The sequence below is a fragment of the Marinobacter fuscus genome (assembly GCF_003007675.1).
Taxonomy (GTDB): Bacteria; Pseudomonadota; Gammaproteobacteria; order Pseudomonadales; family Oleiphilaceae; genus Marinobacter; species Marinobacter fuscus.
Genome location: NZ_PXNP01000013.1, coordinates 126,872 through 141,636, shown reverse-complemented (window position 1 = coordinate 141,636; position 14,765 = coordinate 126,872). Strand labels below are relative to the sequence as shown.

Annotated in this window: 15 protein-coding genes and 1 tRNA gene; 13 read left to right on the top strand and 3 right to left on the bottom strand. The window is 58.4% G+C overall.

Going from position 1 to position 14,765, the window contains the following annotated elements; genetic code table 11:
* Positions 1 to 185: 185 nt before the first annotated feature.
* From pcnB to pgi, 5 genes are all read left to right on the top strand, one after another.
* The gene (gene pcnB, locus C7H09_RS03960; RefSeq protein WP_106761328.1) at positions 186 to 1,553 is read left to right on the top strand and encodes a polynucleotide adenylyltransferase PcnB; all 1,368 of its coding nucleotides are present in this window, start codon (positions 186 to 188) and stop codon (positions 1,551 to 1,553) included.
* A complete protein-coding gene (gene folK / locus C7H09_RS03955) occupies positions 1,550 to 2,044 on the top strand; it encodes a 2-amino-4-hydroxy-6-hydroxymethyldihydropteridine diphosphokinase (RefSeq protein WP_106761327.1) in 495 nt (164 codons plus the stop codon). Before pcnB ends, folK (C7H09_RS03955) begins: the two co-directional genes overlap by 4 nt.
* Positions 2,045 to 2,172: 128 nt before the next feature.
* Positions 2,173 to 2,967 (top strand): 3-methyl-2-oxobutanoate hydroxymethyltransferase, encoded by a 795-nt coding sequence (gene panB, locus C7H09_RS03950; protein ID WP_106761326.1) that lies wholly within the window; start codon positions 2,173 to 2,175, stop codon positions 2,965 to 2,967.
* On the top strand, positions 2,964 to 3,812 hold the full coding sequence (gene panC, locus C7H09_RS03945; protein WP_106761325.1) for a pantoate--beta-alanine ligase: 849 nt from the start codon (positions 2,964 to 2,966) through the stop codon (positions 3,810 to 3,812). The genes panB and panC overlap by 4 nt, the downstream gene beginning before the upstream one ends.
* Positions 3,813 to 3,851: 39 nt before the next feature.
* On the top strand, positions 3,852 to 5,513 hold the full coding sequence (pgi, locus tag C7H09_RS03940) for a glucose-6-phosphate isomerase (RefSeq protein ID WP_106761324.1): 1,662 nt from the start codon (positions 3,852 to 3,854) through the stop codon (positions 5,511 to 5,513).
* Here pgi and folK (C7H09_RS03935) read toward each other — a convergent pair.
* Together folK (C7H09_RS03935) and folB are read right to left on the bottom strand one after the other, a co-directional pair.
* The gene (folK, locus tag C7H09_RS03935; protein WP_106761323.1) at positions 5,496 to 6,011 is read right to left on the bottom strand and encodes a 2-amino-4-hydroxy-6-hydroxymethyldihydropteridine diphosphokinase; all 516 of its coding nucleotides are present in this window, start codon (positions 6,009 to 6,011) and stop codon (positions 5,496 to 5,498) included. The two genes, pgi and folK (C7H09_RS03935), sit on opposite strands and share 18 nt — an antisense overlap.
* Positions 6,008 to 6,379, bottom strand: a complete 372-nt coding sequence (gene folB, locus C7H09_RS03930; RefSeq protein WP_106761322.1) for a dihydroneopterin aldolase — start codon at positions 6,377 to 6,379, stop codon at positions 6,008 to 6,010. Before folB ends, folK (C7H09_RS03935) begins: the two co-directional genes overlap by 4 nt.
* Before the next feature lie 147 nt (positions 6,380 to 6,526).
* Between folB and plsY the strand changes: the two genes are divergently transcribed.
* Complete coding sequence (gene plsY / locus C7H09_RS03925) at positions 6,527 to 7,120, top strand: glycerol-3-phosphate 1-O-acyltransferase PlsY (RefSeq protein ID WP_106761321.1); 594 nt, start codon at positions 6,527 to 6,529, stop codon at positions 7,118 to 7,120.
* Here plsY and tsaD read toward each other — a convergent pair.
* Entirely contained in the window at positions 7,117 to 8,172 is a 1,056-nt protein-coding gene (gene tsaD, locus C7H09_RS03920) for a tRNA (adenosine(37)-N6)-threonylcarbamoyltransferase complex transferase subunit TsaD (RefSeq protein ID WP_106761320.1), read from the bottom strand. The genes plsY and tsaD overlap by 4 nt on opposite strands.
* 234 nt (positions 8,173 to 8,406) lie before the next feature.
* Between tsaD and rpsU the strand changes: the two genes are divergently transcribed.
* The 7 genes from rpsU to C7H09_RS19705 all read left to right on the top strand — a co-directional run bounded on the left by rpsU (position 8,407) and on the right by C7H09_RS19705 (position 14,671).
* Positions 8,407 to 8,622 (top strand): 30S ribosomal protein S21, encoded by a 216-nt coding sequence (gene rpsU, locus C7H09_RS03915; protein ID WP_007153483.1) that lies wholly within the window; start codon positions 8,407 to 8,409, stop codon positions 8,620 to 8,622.
* 152 nt (positions 8,623 to 8,774) lie between these two features.
* Positions 8,775 to 10,526, top strand: coding sequence for a DNA primase (gene dnaG / locus C7H09_RS03910; RefSeq protein WP_106761319.1), 1,752 nt, complete (start codon positions 8,775 to 8,777; stop codon positions 10,524 to 10,526).
* Positions 10,527 to 10,642: 116 nt separating this feature from the next.
* Positions 10,643 to 12,505: an RNA polymerase sigma factor RpoD gene (rpoD, locus tag C7H09_RS03905; RefSeq protein WP_106761318.1), complete on the top strand. Its 1,863-nt coding sequence runs from the start codon at positions 10,643 to 10,645 to the stop codon at positions 12,503 to 12,505.
* Positions 12,506 to 12,565: 60 nt separating this feature from the next.
* A tRNA-Ile gene (locus tag C7H09_RS03900) sits at positions 12,566 to 12,642 on the top strand.
* Between the two features lie 444 nt (positions 12,643 to 13,086).
* Positions 13,087 to 14,187 carry a tyrosine-type recombinase/integrase gene (locus tag C7H09_RS03895; protein WP_106761317.1) on the top strand — a complete coding sequence of 367 codons (1,101 nt, stop codon included), beginning with the start codon at positions 13,087 to 13,089 and terminating at the stop codon, positions 14,185 to 14,187.
* A gap of 14 nt (positions 14,188 to 14,201) precedes the next feature.
* The gene (locus C7H09_RS03890; RefSeq protein ID WP_106761316.1) at positions 14,202 to 14,438 is read left to right on the top strand and encodes a hypothetical protein; all 237 of its coding nucleotides are present in this window, start codon (positions 14,202 to 14,204) and stop codon (positions 14,436 to 14,438) included.
* Positions 14,439 to 14,458: 20 nt separating this feature from the next.
* Positions 14,459 to 14,671 (top strand): hypothetical protein, encoded by a 213-nt coding sequence (locus tag C7H09_RS19705; protein WP_133166201.1) that lies wholly within the window; start codon positions 14,459 to 14,461, stop codon positions 14,669 to 14,671.
* The last annotated feature ends 94 nt before the right edge of the window (positions 14,672 to 14,765 follow it).

The window sequence follows — 14,765 nt, the reverse complement described above, 5'->3', positions numbered from 1 at the left end:
TCAACGCTTTCAGGGCGGATTCGTGAGAACGAATCCGCCTTTTGATTATTCGGGTTTTGAAATTTACCCCCTTCGTTCCCGGCGAATTGCCATCAGTTTATTCCCCTGCTTTGCACCTAAACGTGTGCATTTCCTGCCCAAATCGTTAAACTCTCCGTTTTTGCGCACTGCAAGCACGGAATTCCATGCCTAAACGACTTGTTGAAAAACTCCGCTCCTTCATTCCCGGCCACGGAAAGAAGCAGACTCCCCGGTATCAGCGTCAGGACATTCCGCGAGACCAGCACAATGTGTCCCGCTCAATGATCAGCGAACCGGCGAAAAAAGTACTGCACCGACTGAACAAGGCGGGCTATGAAGCCTACCTGGTCGGCGGAGGCGTACGCGACATTCTGCTGGGCGGCCAACCCAAAGACTTTGATATCGCCACTGATGCGACACCGGAAGAAGTCCATGACTTGTTTCGTAATTCCCGGCTGATCGGGCGGCGATTCCGTATCGTCCACGTTGTGTTCGGGCGTGAAATCATCGAGGTAACCACCTTTCGCGGCAACGCCAACGATACCGCCAGTGATGTCGCCGACGATGAGCACAAAACCAGTGAGCACGGTCTGCTGTTGCGAGACAACGTTTACGGCGACCTGGAACAGGACGCCCTGCGCCGTGACTTCACCATTAACGCCCTTTATTACTGTATCCGGAATTTCAGCATCGTCGACTTTGCCCAGGGCGTGAGAGATCTGGAAAACCGGCAGATTCGGCTTATCGGTGATCCGGAAACCCGCTACCGGGAAGACCCTGTACGGATGCTCCGCGCCATCCGCTTTGCGGGTAAGCTCGGGTTCGATATCGAGGCTGGCACCGAAGCCCCCATCCGGGAGCTGGCACCACTGCTGACCCACATTCCTCCGGCCCGGCTGTTTGAAGAAGTATTAAAACTCTTCTCCGCGGGCCATGGCGAAGTAACCTATCAATTGTTACGGCACTACGGCCTGCTCGCGCCACTGTTCCCGGAAACCACCCGGGCTCTGGAGCAGGGAGAATCGGACGAATTGATCCTGCAGGCACTGCGCAACACCGATGCCCGCATAGCCCGCGGAAAATCCGTCACACCCTACTTCCTGTTTGGCGCCATGCTCTGGCCTGCCCTGCAAGCCGAGTGGCGCAAGCGCCAGGACAACGGTGATCCGGTTCAACCGGCCCTGCACGGCGCTATCGGCAAAGTGATCGGCCGCCAGGTGCAGGCCACCGCCATTCCCAAACGTTTCTCCGGCCCCATGAAGGAAGTCTGGGAGCTTCAGATGCGCCTGCCTCGCAGACAGGGTAAGCGCGCTTTTGCGACCATGGCCCACCCCCGCTTCCGGGCGGCTTATGACTTCCTGCTGCTGCGAGAAGCGGCTGGAGAGCTGGAACCAGGGCTGGGCCAGTGGTGGACAGATTTTCAGGCTACCGACGAACGAGGGCAGGAAAAGTTGCTTTCACAGCTTGGCGCACCGGCTGGCCGAAAACGGCGACGCGGTCGTAAGCCCGCGCCGCGGGCAAACAAGCCATGAGTGTTCAGGCTTTTATCGGGCTGGGCAGCAACCAACAGGAACCCGCAGCCCAATTGGCCCGCGCTGTTACCGAACTGGCTGCGTTACCGCACACGGTGCTGGTTGCCCAATCGCCCTTTTACGCCAGCCGCCCGATGGGCCCGCAGGATCAGCCTGACTTCGTCAATGGTGCTGTACAACTGCGCACAGGCCTGAGCGCCCATCAACTGCTCGATCACCTGCAGGCCATCGAACAGGCACACGGTCGTGAACGTCTGCGGCACTGGGGGCCACGCACCCTGGATCTCGACTTGCTACTGTTCGGCAGTGACGTGATTTCCGATGAACGCCTGACCGTTCCCCACGCAGAGCTGTGCAACCGGGACTTTGTGCTACAGCCGTTGCTCGATCTTGAGCCGGAACTGCAATTGCCAGACGGGCGCGCGGTTGCTGCAGTGCGCCTGCAGTGCACCGACAACCAGCTCCGCAAGCTGCCACCCCTGGCAAGCTGACATGTGCGGCTGGCCATACATGCCCAGATTACCCTTGTTTATGACCTACCCGGGATTTACATTAACGCTCTGAGAACCGGCAGACCCCGGTCCGGAAACAGCCCATTCACCCAAAAGGCGAGGCTCTTATGGCAGTTACCATCAACACCCTGCGGGAATACAAACAAAAAGGCGAAGCCTTCTCTGCGCTGACCTCTTACGACGCCACCTTCGCACAGGTGGTCAGTGAAGCGGGTGTCGACGTTATTCTGATTGGAGACTCCCTGGGCATGGTACTGCAGGGCAACGACAGCACTCTGCCGGTGACCATGGAGCACATGATCTACCACACTTCCTGCGTCGCCAAAGGTAACCGCGGGTCGCTGATCATGGCCGATATGCCCTTTATGTCTTACGGCACGGTAGCCGACGCTCTGGATAACGCTGCGGAGCTGATGCGTGCAGGTGCCCACATGGTAAAACTCGAGGGCACCGACTGGATGCGCGATACCATCGAGGCGCTGAGTGAGCGCGGGGTTCCTGTGTGTGCACACCTGGGCCTGACGCCCCAGTTCGTAAACAAGTTTGGTGGCTACAAAGTCCAGGGTCGTGACGAGAAGGCTGCTGAAGCCATGATTGAGCACGCCTGCGAGCTGGAAAGGGCCGGTGCCGATGTGATTTTGCTGGAATGCGTACCGGCCACCCTGGCTGCCCGGATTACCCAGGCGGTAAAAGCGCCGGTCATCGGCATTGGTGCGGGCTCAGACACAGACGGCCAGGTGCTGGTACTGCATGATATGCTTGGAGTCACCGTCGGCCGAAAGCCCCGGTTCGTCAAAAACTTTCTGGCGGAAAACGACTCTGTATCCGATGCGGTGGCTGCCTACGCCAAAGCCGTCAAAGATCGTTCGTTTCCAGCCGAGGAGCATACGTTCAAAGCATGAGAACCGTAAACTCGCTGAAAGAACTGCGCACCATGCTGAGGTCGTATCGCCAGCAGGACAAGACCATCGGCCTGGTGCCAACCATGGGCAACCTGCATGAGGGGCATATTTCCCTGGTGCGCAAGGCTGCCGAGGCCGCCGACATTGTGGTTACCAGTATTTTTGTGAACCCCATGCAGTTTGGTGCGGGCGAAGACCTGGATAGCTACCCGAGAACGCTGGCCGAGGATCAGAACAAGCTGGCCGAAGCGGGCAATACCCTGGTGTTTGCCCCTTCCGTACAGGAAATTTACCCCGAAGGCCTGGTTAACCAGACCAAGGTGGTGGTGCCGGATGTCAGTGAAGGTCATTGTGGCGCCAGTCGGCCCGGCCATTTCGAGGGCGTGGCAACCGTTGTTACCATGCTTCTCAATATGGTGCAGCCTGATATTGCGGTTTTTGGCGAGAAAGACTTCCAGCAGCTGGCCGTTATCCGCAAGCTGGCACGAGACCTGATGTTGCCGGTTGAAATTATCAGCGCCCCGACCATCCGCGAAGACGACGGTCTGGCAAAAAGCTCGCGTAATGGCTACCTTTCGGAAGAAGAGCGAGCCATTGCCCCGGTGGTGTACCGCACCTTGTGCGACATCGCCGATCAGCTGAGTGGTGGCCAGAGCGATTTCAGGGCGCTTGAAGAACAAGCACGCTCTGCTCTGGCGGACGCTGGCCTGCGGCCCGATTACTTCAATATTGTCAGCAGCGCCACGCTACGGCCCGCCACGGCCGATGATAAGGAACTGACACTGCTGGTGGCAGCCTTTCTGGGCACCACCCGGCTGATTGACAACCTGTCCATCACCCGCTGACAAGCGCCACCGCCCTGGCCAGACAAAGGAACGGACACCATGCCGGAGAAAACCGCCAGCGTCACTGACACTCCCGAGTGGCAGGTGCTGTTGCGCGCCCGCCAGGGCATGGCACAGACCCACATGCGGGATCTCTTTAACCGAGATCCCGGCCGGGCCCAGCGCTATCTTCTTGAGGCGGCCGGGCTGACACTGGACTTTTCCCGCAACCGCTTGACCGATGACATCCTCCGCGCTCTGATGAACCTGGCCCGGAGCTGCAACCTCGACGGCCGCATCACAGCGTTGCTGGAGGGTGCCAAGGTTAACCGAACAGAGCATCGCCCCGCCCTGCACTCTGCCCTGCGACAGCCAGCCACGCAAGCCATTGAGGTTGACGGCACAAATATTCTGGTGGAAATACACCAAACCCTGAACCGTATGGAATCTCTGGTCGAACAGGTTCACGACGGCAGGTTTACCGGCCATACCGGCAAACGCTTTACCGATGTAGTCAGCATCGGTATTGGCGGCTCCTTTCTGGGCCCCAAGCTGGTGGTCGAAGCGCTTCGCCCCTACTGGCACCAAAGCATCAACTGCCATTTTATTGCCAACATCGATGGCACCGACATTACCGAAACCCTGGCGCCGCTGAACCCGGACACTACCCTGTTTCTGGTGCAGTCGAAATCGTTTCGCACCCAGGAAACCCTTGAGAACAGCCTGCTGGCCCGCCAGTGGTTTCTTGACCACGGCGGCTCCGAAAACAAGGTCGCCTGTCACTTTCTTGCGGTTACCGCGAACGCAGGCGAAGCCATTCGCTTTGGGATCACGCCCGACAACATATTTCCAATGTGGGATTGGGTAGGGGGCCGTTACTCCCTCTGGTCTGCCATTGGCCTGCCCATCGCTATAACGCTGGGCATGGATCATTTCCGGGCGCTTCTGGCGGGCGCCCACCAGATGGATCAGCACTTCCGCAATGCGCCGTTTGAGCAGAACATGCCCGTGGTTATGGCCATGCTCAGCGTCTGGTACAACAACTTCTGGGGCGCCCAGAGCCACGCGGTTCTACCCTACGACGAGTACCTCAAGTTCCTTCCGGAACACCTTCAGCAACTGGATATGGAAAGCAACGGCAAGCGCGTTACCGCGCAAGGGGTAGCTGTCAGTCACGATACCGGCCCGGTGCTCTGGGGAGGTGTTGGCGCCAACGGCCAGCACGCGTACCACCAACTCATCCACCAGGGCACCCGGCTGGTTCCTGCAGACTTTATTATGCCGCTACAGTCACACAATCCGGTTGCCCGCCACCACACCTCCCTCTTCGCCAATTGCCTGAGTCAGGCGCGTGCCATGATGACCGGCAAAACCGAAGCCGAGGCGTTTGAAGAGCTGCTGGCGTCAGGTATGGAAGCCGGGGCCGCCAGGCAGCTTGCGCCCCACCGGGCCATACCCGGCAATCAGCCCTGCAATATTCTGATGATGCCTCGTCTGTCACCGCAGACACTCGGCGCTCTGGTCGCACTGTATGAGCACCGCACTTACGTGCAGAGCGTTATCTGGAACATCGATTGCTTCGATCAGTGGGGGGTGGAGCTGGGCAAGCAGATCGGCAGTGAAATTCTGCCCATGCTATCCGGCGACCACACAGATGGCAGCGCCGGAGACAGCGCTACCGATAACCTTATTCGCCTGTTCCGGTCAGCCACCGGCGCTTGAGATCCGGCGCCCCTGCCAGGTAAAGTCCACCGGCCAGAGTTTCTGGTTCCGGCTGTAGTTTTGCCACAGAGACAGGTAAGTTTCTCCGCATACCGGGTGTGCCTGCTCAGGAGCAATATCCGCCAGCGGGCGAAGCACAAAAGCGTTTTTGAGAATCTCGGCCCTCGGCAGCTCGACACCCTCGATCATACCCGTAGCATCGCCCCAAGTCAGAATATCCAGATCGAGCGTTCTGGGGCTGAACTTCGGCGCCGTGGGTTTTCGCCCATTCTCGGCTTCCAGCTGCTTGAACCGTTTTGACAGTTCACCCACCGACCAGTCGGTATCCACGCCCACCACCAGATTCAAAAAATCTGATCCGTCAAAACCGACAGACACACTTTCATAGACCGGCGAAATCTCAAGCTCACCAAACCACTGCGCCAGAGCATCGAGTGCCGCCGTAACGCGCTGATAACGATCAATATTGCTGCCGATACTGATGTACACTCGGTTCATGTTCGGCTGCCCCGCTCTATTCTGACACCCACGGAGCGAGCAGAGGGTACAGCCCCCGGCTTGTTCAACGTCAGTTTCAGCCAGCGCACTCCAAACTCAGACTGCAACAGGTTTGCAATGGCCTCGGCCCCGGTTTCCAGCAGTTGCGGCTCCAGCGTCTTCAGGCAGGCGCTAACCCGCTCGCTCACTGCAGCATAATCCAGGGCATCTGCCACGTCGTCGCTGCCACCGGGTATCGAGTTATTCCAGGCCATTTCCAGATCCACCAGAACACGCTGGGTAATTTTCCGTTCCCAGTCATACACACCGATCACGGTTTCCACCGCCAGCCCCTCAATCAGGACTGTGTCCCACACACCGTTTGCCAAACCGGACTCCCGAGCCTTCCACTCTTGGCTGATTGAATATCACACAGACAGGCGATAGTGTTGCTGTTTAGCGCCTTACCCCGCATCAACTAGGCGGGCATTTTCTCACAAATTAGCGGGCACCGTCTCTGCCCTTCCGGTTACACCATGGATGCCAACAGCCAACCGATTCTGATTGTCCTGCTTTGTGCGGGCGCCTATCTGGCGGGCTCACTGCTGTTCGCACTGCCGGTGTGCCGGTGGTGGAAGCTGCCAGACCCAAGGGCGCTGGGCTCCGGCAACCCCGGGGCCACCAACGTCTACCGAGCCGGCGGCTGGCAGCCTGCGCTGGCAACTCTGGTACTCGACGCACTAAAAGGCTGGTTGCCGGTCTGGCTGGCACACTCACTCGGCATGTCTATCCTGGTGCAGGCCATCGTCGCGCTCTGCGCCGTCACCGGCCACATGATCCCGGTCTTTTATCATTTCAAAGGCGGCAAGGGTGTTGCTACAGCACTGGGGGCGGGCCTTGCGCTGGCACCACTGACCACGTTTTTGATGGCTGGCTTATGGCTCGGCGTAATGTGGCGCTGGCGCATATCGGCCCTCGCCTCTCTGGTCGCGATCATCAGCGGCCCGGTCATCAGTGCCCTGCTGGAGCCCGCCACCCTGCCACTGTTCGGGCTGCTGGCCCTGCTGATTGTGGTGCGCCACCGCAACAACCTGATCCGTCTGGCGCAGGGGCGGGAGACCGGCTTTTAGTCCACCAGTCCGTTCGACCTGGGTTCCGCCACGGGCGGCAAGGTGTTCATTGGCCAACGTGGAACCGCCACAATCCGTTCACCATCCCGCTGACCATGCTTCAGACGCTGAGCTCCGGCGTAGGCAATCATGGCTCCGTTGTCAGTGCAGAATTCCGGCCGCGCGTAAAAAACCGTGCTGCCGAGTTTTCCCGCCATCGCTTCCAAAGCCGCGCGAAGGCGCTTGTTGGCACTTACGCCACCGGCCATCACCAGGCGTTTGCAACCGGTATGTTCCAGCGCCCGACGGCATTTGATCACCAGCGTATCAACCACCGCAGCCTCAAAGGCCAAAGCAATATCAGCCCGCACCTGGTCATCAAGTTGCCCCTTGTCCGCAGCGTCGTTCACTGTATTCAGTGTAAAGGTTTTCAGGCCGCTGAAAGAAAAGTCGAGCCCTGGCCGGTCGGTCATCGGTCGCGGGAAGCGATACTGGCCAGCCCTGCCCTGCTCAGCCAGTGCTGCCACACGAGGCCCCCCGGGATAATCCAGCCCGAGCATCTTGGCGGTTTTATCGAAGGCTTCCCCTGCAGCATCGTCCACCGACTCGCCAAGCAGTTGGTATTCGCCAATGCCGTCTACCCGAACCAACTGGGTATGGCCTCCGGATACCAGCAAGGCAACGAACGGAAAGGCCGGGGGGTTATCCTCCAGCATCGGTGCCAGCAAGTGCCCTTCCATATGATGCACCCCAAGTACAGGCACCCCCAGGGCATACCCCAGCGCATGGGCTACCGAGCCCCCCACCATCAGAGCGCCCACCAGGCCCGGACCGGCGGTATAGGCAATGCCTTCGATGTCGGAACGCTGCCTGCCTGCCTGCGCCAGCACCTGTTCGCACAGTGGCAGCAGCTTTCGCACATGATCCCGGGACGCCAACTCCGGCACCACACCGCCGTAATCCGCGTGCATATCGATCTGGCTAAACAATGCATGGGCCAGCAGCCCCTGCTGGTCGTCAAACAGGGCAACGCCTGTCTCATCGCAAGACGTTTCAATACCGAGAGTCAGCATAACGAGTACAAAGTCCGAGGGGTGTCTGAATCAATGCCCGGCAGTTTAGCAGAAACAGGAAAGCATCCGGCAGTTTCATTGAACAATGATTGACCTCGACCGACGCAGCCGTTATCATTGCCGCCCTAAATTATGCACTGGTCGAGTTTTAGCCAATCTGACCAGGACTAGAGCCGCAAACCGAGATCTTGCGGAGCAAACTGAAACCGAATCTATCAGGTAGGTGATTTTCGAATGCCAGCTGTTAAAGTGAAAGAGAATGAGCCGTTTGACGTAGCACTGCGTCGCTTCAAGCGTTCCTGCGAAAAAGCCGGTGTACTGTCTGAAGTACGTCGTCGCGAGCACTACGAGAAGCCGACTGCGGTTCGTAAGCGTAAAGCTGCTGCTGCCGTTAAGCGTCATCTCAAGAAGCTTCAGCGGGAACAGCGCAAGTTCGAACGTCTGTACTGAGTTCAAGCGCCCATCGACAGCACGCGTTATTACCGCACCGGCTTCGGTTCGTCGCGGTAAAATGAAAATGCCGCCGAGGCCTGGCTTCGGCGGCATTTTTGGCTTTGGCAAAACGGATTAGAAACGGACGCCCCGGCCGATGTGGAGCCACCATGAGCGGATTGATCCCTCAACGCTTTGTTGAAGACCTGCTGGATCGGATCGACCTGGCAGAGCTGATTGGATCCCGCATCACTCTGAAGAAAGCTGGCGCCAACTACAAAGCCTGCTGTCCGTTTCACGACGAGAAAACTCCGTCATTCAACGTACGGCCAGACAAAGGTTTCTATCACTGCTTTGGCTGTGGTGCCCATGGCGACGCTATCAGCTTCATCCGAGAGCTGGAAGGGCTAGGCTTTACCGAAGCCGTGGAAGAGTTGGCCAAACGGGCTGGTCTTGAAGTGCCCTATGACCAGGCGGCGAAACAGGAAATCCAGCAGGCCAGAACCTTTACCGACGCCCTGGACTTTGCCTGCCGCTATTACCATGGCAGCCTTGGCAGCCAGCAGGGCACGCACGCACGCGACTACCTGCAGCAGCGGGGGCTGGATTCCCGGATTATCGAGGAATACCAGATCGGGTTTGCTCCCGGCACGGGTACGGCGCTTTACGACGCAGCGCCAAAAGACCTGAAAGAGCCGCTGCTCGAAACCAGAACCGTCTCGGACAAATACGGCCGCCCACGAGATCTGTTCCGCAACAGGATCATGTTCCCGATCCGAAACACGCGGGGCAAAACCGTCGCCTTTGGCGGGCGGACGCTGGGCGACGATAAGGCGAAGTACATTAACTCGCCGGAATCCGACGTTTTCCATAAAAGTCGGGAAGTTTACGGCCTTTTCGAAGCCAGACAAGCCATCCGGCAACTGGATCGACTGCTGGTGGTTGAAGGCTATATGGACGTTATTGCCCTGGCCCAGCATGGCATCCGGTATGCCGTTGCCACATTGGGCACGGCGACCAACCAGGACAACCTGACCGCACTGTTAAAGCAGGTGCGGCATCTTGTTTTCTGTTTTGATGGCGACCAGGCAGGCTTCCGGGCCGCCGACCGGGCGATGGAAAATGCCCTTGAACTTATGGCTGACGGGCTGCATGTGCAGTTTCTTATGCTGCCTGAGGGCGAAGATCCGGACACCCTGGTTCGAAAAGAAGGTGCTACCGAGTTCCAGCAACGCATTGATGGCGCCACTCCTTTCTCGCGATACCTGTTTGATCGCCAGTCAGAGGGGCTGAACCTCGATTTGCCGGAGCATCGGGGAGAGCTGAGAGCTCGAGTTGAGCCTCTGCTTAACAAGATGCCCCGCAGTACGCTGCGGGACGCCATGTGGCAGGAAATGCTGCGCCTGTGCGGTGGCCGCAATCAGTGGCAGAAGCGGCAACCGGGCAAAGATTACAAGGCCCGGGGCTGGCGCGGCGAAAGCCGTAACCGCACAACAGAAGAACGCATTGACGTAAAGCTCAGCAAAGACAGCACACTGTGCCTGGCTTTGCTGGAAACACCGGAACTGGCAACCGAAGTAAAAAGCCTGTCCGACAGCACCAGACAGCTGGAACAGGCAGGCCGCTTCGCCCGCTGGCTATTGGAACAGAACATTCAGACCCGCAAGGAACTGGTAGCGGGCCTGGCAACCGACAAGCAGGCCAGAGACAGGTTCTACAACCTGTTTGATGGACTGGAGCACATTCCGGCCCGGGAACGCACACTGGCAGCCGCCAGAGAACTGCTTAGCCCGAACGAAGAGGCCGCGCGCCAGCAAAGGCTGGCATCTCTGCTCCGGAATCTGGCCTCGCTCTCCCCGGAAGAGCGGGAAGAGCTCCGGTCTCTCAGCACCGGTACGTTAAAACCGAAAGCTGAAGGCTGATACTTGAAACCAGTTGCGTTGATCACCATCTAACCATTCGGTGGCAGCGCAACCGAGCGACAGCTATAATGGCTGTTTAACTTTTTTCCGTTTAAAAGCGAGTTCACAGGGTGTCTATGTCAGGCAATTCGCAGAAATCACGTTTGAAAGACCTCATCGCACGAGGCAAGGAACAAGGTTACCTGACTTACGCCGAGGTAAATGACCACCTGCCGGAAGATATCGCAGATCCGGATCAGGTGGAAGACATTATCCGGATGATAAACGACATGGGTATCCAGGTGTGCGAAGAAACACCCGACGCCGATACCCTGTTGATGACCGAAGGCGACTCCACCGCAGACGAAGCCGCTGCCGCAGAAGCTGCTGCCGCACTGGCAGCCGTAGAAACCGACGCTGGCCGCACCACAGACCCTGTCCGCATGTACATGCGTGAAATGGGTACCGTAGAGCTGCTGACCCGCGAAGGCGAGATCGTTATTGCCAAGCGGATCGAAGAAGGCATCCGCGATGTGATGGCCGCGGTTGCGCACTTCCCGGGCACCGCAGGTACCGTTATTCAGGCCTACGATCGCATCATCGAAAACGAAGGCCGCATCAGCGATATCGTGACCGGATTTCTCGATCCTGACGATGCCGAGCCGTTCATGGGCGAAGATAACAGTGCCGACGCCAAACCCTCCGAGGATGCAGAAGGCGACGTCGACGACGAAAGCGAAGACGACGACAACTCCGAAGACGACAACGACAATGGCCCGGATCCCGAGGAGACCCGCCTGCGGTTTGAGCTGCTGAAAGAAAAGCTTGAGATCGCAGACAAAGCGCTGGCCAAGCACGGCCGTGGCCACGCCAAAACCCAGGAAGCATTGAACGACCTGGGCCAGGTGTTTGCCCCCTTCAAGCTCGCCAACAAAGCCTTTGACGAACTCGTAAACGTGGTTCGCTCCACCAACTCCATGGTGCGGGAAAATGAGCGGGCCATCATGCAGATCTGCGTACGCGACTGCAAAATGCCCCGTAAGGATTTCATCAAATGGTTCCCGGGCAACGAAGTCGATCTTGAGTGGGCTGGCGAAATCGCCGCCACCAAGAAACCCTATGCCGCCGCCATTGGTGAGCGCGTCGACGAAATCGTTCGCCTGCAGAAGCGCATCCAGAACGTTCAGACCGAAGTGGATCTGGACGTGGCCGACGTGAAAGAGATCAACCGCCGCGTGTCTATCGGCGAAGCCAAGGCCCGTCGCGCCAAGAAGGAAATGGTGGAGGCCAACCTGCGTCTGGTTATCTCCATCGCCAAGAAGTACACCAACCGCGGCCTGCAGTTCCTGGATCTGATTCAGGAAGGCAACATCGGCCTGATGAAGGCCGTCGACAAGTTCGAATACCGTCGTGGTTACAAGTTCTCGACCTACGCCACCTGGTGGATTCGTCAGGCCATCACCCGCTCCATTGCGGATCAGGCTCGTACAATCCGGATTCCGGTGCACATGATCGAGACCATAAACAAACTCAACCGTATTTCCCGCCAGATGCTGCAGGAAATGGGTCGCGAACCGACCCCGGAAGAACTGGGCGAACGCATGGAAATGCCGGAAGACAAGATCCGCAAGGTGCTGAAGATCGCCAAAGAGCCGATTTCCATGGAAACCCCCATTGGCGATGACGAAGACAGCCATCTGGGCGATTTCATCGAGGACATCCAGGCCCTCTCACCGGTCGACTCGGCCACCGCCGAAGGCCTGCGGGAAGCCACTCGCTCAGTATTGGCGGGCCTGACAGCGCGGGAGTCCAAGGTTCTCCGGATGCGCTTTGGTATCGAAATGAACACCGACCACACTCTGGAAGAAGTCGGCAAACAGTTCGACGTTACCCGGGAACGGATCCGCCAGATCGAAGCCAAGGCGTTGCGCAAACTGCGCCACCCTTCCCGCTCCGACCACCTGCGCGGCTTCATCGACGACCAGGGCAACCAGGGATAATTTCCCAAACAGTAGCGGGCGCCACCCCTCGCGGGTATAATGGCGCCCGCTTTTCTCTTAGGGCCTATAGCTCAGTTGGTTAGAGCAGGGGACTCATAATCCCTTGGTCCCAGGTTCAAGTCCTGGTGGGCCCACCAATAATTTCAACAACTTAGCCTGCTTTCGAGCGGGCTTTGTTGTTTCTAGGCCACCTCATGGGGGAGCTATGGGGGAGTGCCAGAAAAAATAGCACAACAAATCACCGCACAACTCCCCCACACTCCCCCACAAAAGAAGCACGCCCCAACCAGACGACCACCACCCAAAAACAGCGAAATTCGAGCAGAACTCCCCCATTACTCCCCCATAAAGGGGCCGCGAAAATCATTTTTTCACTCTATTCAAAGAGATAGGTTTTGTTTCAAGGGGATTAGCTATCCCTTGCTTGCTTTTGTGTCGTGTTGCGGGCTACAGTGAAAGGAAGTTGCCGGGCCAGTGCGCCAACACCAGCCCGGCCATCACCGGCAAACCTGAAGGGAGGTTCAGCCAATGACCGAACCAGTATACCACCGCCAGCCGTTCAGCTATGGGAGGGGCTAGCCGTGGCCTATATCGAAAAGCGCACCAACCGGAGCGGCAAGACCAGCTACCGGGTACAAATCCGCCTGAAGGGCCGCCAGCCTGAAACCGCAAGCTTTGACCGCCTGACGGATGCCAAACGCTGGGCAACCCAGACAGAGGCCGCAATCAGAGAGGGCCGCTATTTCCACGCCGCAGCCGGTAAGGGCAAAACGCTGGCGGATGCAATCGACCGATACAGCCGGGACATTCTGCCAAGCCTCAAAGACCAGGCACACCGGGCAACCCACCTGGCGTGGTGGCGGGACAAGCTGGGCAAGACTGCAATCAAAGACATTACCCCCGCCCTGATTACGGAATACCGGGACGAACTGAAGGCCACGCCCTACAAATCAGGCAAGACCGAAAAGCAGCGCACGGATGCAACCGTTAACCGTTACGTGGCTTCACTTAGCCCGGTAATGGCAGCGGCAACCAATGACTGGGGCTGGATTGCTGATAATCCCTGCCTGAAGGTTCGCCGGGGCACCGAAAGCCGGGGCCGGACTCGCTTTCTAACCAATGACGAACGCAAGCGCCTGCTAGATGCGTGCGACAAGGCCACCGAAACACCGGAACTGAAAACCATAGTCCTGCTGGCTATCACGACTGGCGGACGCCGTGGGGAAATATCCGGCCTTCGCTGGCGGGACGTGGACTTGAAGCGGAAGCGAATCACGTTTGAAGACACAAAGAACGGGGACACCAGGGCCGCACCATTATCCGGGCCAGCCCTTCAGGCCATGCAGGACTGGGCCAAGGTTCGACCGTTGGACGAATCCGCCTTTGTCTTCCCTGGCAGAACCGATAAAACCAAGGGCAAACCGCTGGATTTTGAACGCCCGTGGCAAACCGCCCTGAAGCGGGCAGAACTGACGGACTTCAGGTTTCACGACCTACGCCACACCGCCGCCAGTTACCTTGCCATGCACGGGGCCGGGCTCCGGGAGATCGCCGACATTCTGGGCCACAAAACCCTGGCCATGGTTCAGCGGTATAGCCACCTGACGCAAGACCACCGGGCCGCCGTAGTTGACCGGATGACGGACGCCATTTTTCAAGACGACAACACCGCCAGCAAGTAACGGAGAACCAAGCGATGCACAGAACGCCCGACTTCCTGACAGCCCTAGACGAGCTAGATCAGACCACCGACCAGACCGGGGCCATGCTGTCCCTGTTAATGCACCACCTGGCTGAAGCCGTCCAAAGTGACGGGGAATGCCTGTCTGAAGAAACCCTTCTGAATTACGTCTGGGCACTGAACGCACAGAACGAACGCATGGCGCGGGCCATTCAAGTTATCAGTAATGAAACGGCGCCCGCCGCCGCATAACCACCATCGGAGCAATCGCCATGCAATACATCAAGCCGCACATACCAAGCCCACGGAAGCCCGCCCGCAATCGGCAAGGCCCGCCCGTTCACATGCCGCAATTCTGTGTTTTCTACGCCAAGGACGGACAGGAACACAAAACGGCATGGATGAGCCGAGAGCGCGCCCACCAGGCCGCCGCGATGATGCGGGCCAAGTACGGCGAACAGAACGCAATCGTTTACATGGATTGACCAGTTTAGGCCATGCCTAGCCCGACGGGGCGAAAAGCGGGCACCCTACCCGCCTGGCGTGGCCTTCCCAAATAGGGGCGCTGAAGGGGGCGCA